At 52.6% G+C, this 2,357-nt stretch carries 2 rRNA genes; both read left to right on the top strand.

Annotation, left to right across the window (positions count from 1 at the left end):
* Positions 1–2,097: ribosomal RNA gene (locus tag Pmgp_RS19040) — 23S ribosomal RNA — on the top strand; the annotation flags it as partial.
* Positions 2,098–2,272: 175 nt separating this feature from the next.
* Positions 2,273–2,357, top strand: a 5S ribosomal RNA gene (rrf, locus tag Pmgp_RS19035); the annotation flags it as partial.

Genomic DNA, 2,357 nt, shown 5'->3' with positions numbered 1-2,357 from the left:
AAATGGTAGGGGAGCGTTCCGTATGCGGCGAAGCAGTACCGGAAGGAGCTGTGGAGCGTACGGAAGTGAGAATGCCGGTATAAGTAAGCGAAAAGGCAGGTGAGAATCCTGCCCGCCGAAAGCCTAAGGTTTTCTGGGGAAGGCTCGTCCGCCCAGAGTAAGCCGGGGCCTAAGCCGAGGCATAAATGCGTAGGCGATGGGGAATCGGTTGAGAATCCGATGCCACTGGCAGCCGTTTGAAGGATGGGGTGACACAGGAGGGTAAGCTGAGCGCACGGATGGAAAAGTGCGTCTAAGGTCGTAGGGTGGTGTGCAGGCAAAACCGTGCACCGCAAGAGCCCGAGAGCTGATGGGGAGCGAAATTAAGTAGCGAAGCAGCCGAACCCAAACTGTCAAGAAAAACCTCTAACGAGGCAAGCCAGTGCCCGTACCGTAAACCGACACAGGTAGGCGGGGTGAGAATCCTAAGGCGCGCGAGAGAACCCTCGTTAAGGAACTCGGCAAAATAACCCCGTAACTTCGGGAGAAGGGGTACCCCGTTAGCGTGAAACTTTAACAGAGGTAGCGCGAGGGGGTCGCAGAGAAAAGGCCCAAGCGACTGTTTACCAAAAACACAGGTCCCTGCTAAATCGGAAGATGATGTATAGGGGCTGACGCCTGCCCGGTGCTGGAAGGTTAAGGGGAGAGCTTATCCAGCACTCAACCTTGTATATCGGTAGGATGCAAAATGCACTACGTTTATGTGATAAGGGATGAAGAAGAGCTGTATATAGGTAGAACAAGCAACCTAAGAGCCAGGATAAAGTCACATAACGAAGGGAGAAACCGCTCAACAAAAGGGCATCAGTGGGAACTGATTTATTATGAAGCATATAAATCACCGGAAGATGCCCTGAAGAGGGAAAACCAGCTCAAAAAGCATGGCAATGCCAAACGCTGGTTAAAGGAGCGAATTATGCACAGCCTTCAAGAAGATGTATAAGGTTGAGTGCTGGAGAAGGTTTGAACCGAAGCCCCAGTAAACGGCGGCCGTAACTATAACGGTCCTAAGGTAGCGAAATTCCTTGTCGGGTAAGTTCCGACCCGCACGAAAGGCGTAACGATTTGGGCACTGTCTCAACGAGGGGCTCGGTGAAATTGTAATGCCGGTGAAGATGCCGGCTACCTGCGACAGGACAGAAAGACCCCGTGGAGCTTTACTGCAACCTGACATTGGGTTTTGGTATTTCATGTACAGGATAGGTGGGAGACTTGGAGGCCAGGACGCTAGTTTTGGCGGAGTCAACGTTGGGATACCACCCTTGGAGTATTGAAGTTCTAACACAGTCCCATGGAACTGGGACGTGGACAGTATCAGGCGGGCAGTTTGACTGGGGCGGTCGCCTCCCAAAGAGTAACGGAGGCGCCCAAAGGTTCCCTCAGCGCGGTTGGAAATCGCGCGTTAGAGTGTAAAGGCAGAAGGGAGCTTGACAGCGAGACAGACAGGTCGAGCTGGGACGAAAGTCGGGCTTAGTGATCCGGCGGTATCGAGTGGAAGAGCCGTCGCTCAACGGATAAAAGCTACCCCGGGGATAACAGGCTTATCTCCCCCAAGAGTCCATATCGACGGGGAGGTTTGGCACCTCGATGTCGGCTCATCGCATCCTGGGGCTGTAGTAGGTCCCAAGGGTTGGGCTGTTCGCCCATTAAAGCGGTACGTGAGCTGGGTTCAGAACGTCGTGAGACAGTTCGGTCCCTATCCGTCGCAGGCGCAGGAAACTTGAGAGGAGCTGTCCCTAGTACGAGAGGACCGGGATGGACAGACCACTGGTGTACCAGTTATCGTGCCAACGGTAGCGCTGGGTAATTATGTCTGGACGGGATAAGCGCTGAAAGCATCTAAGCGCGAAGCCTCCCTCAAGATGAGGTTTCCCACCCAGCACTCAACTATATCGATCGAGGTTAACAAAAGACAGTAGTCACAAAGCTTTTGCACATGGTCGGTAGAGTTGAGTGCTGGGGTAAGACCCCTGGAAGACTACCAGGTAGATAGGCCGGGTGTGTAAGCTGGGCAACCAGTTTAGCTGACCGGTACTAATAGGTCGAGGACTTGACCTAAAATTTTGGACGTGAGAAATGAGAAGTGAGACGTGAGAATGAAAGACATGCCTTAGGGTCAAAAGACCTAAAAGGAATGCCTAGATCCCACGGCCCACGTCCCACGGCCCACGACTCAAATATCTTGTTCAAGTATGCTGTTCAGTTTTGAAGGAATATTAAAGGAATATAACTTTCTAGTGGTGATAGCGAAGAGGGTACACCCGTTCCCATCCCGAACACGGCAGTTAAGCTCTTCAGCGCCGATGGTACTTGGGACG

This window comes from Pelotomaculum propionicicum (genome assembly GCF_004369225.1).
GTDB lineage: Bacteria > Bacillota > Desulfotomaculia > Desulfotomaculales > Pelotomaculaceae > Pelotomaculum_B > Pelotomaculum_B propionicicum.
The sequence above is the reverse complement of the archived record's forward strand: the minus strand, read 5'-3'. Positions and strand labels throughout refer to the sequence as shown.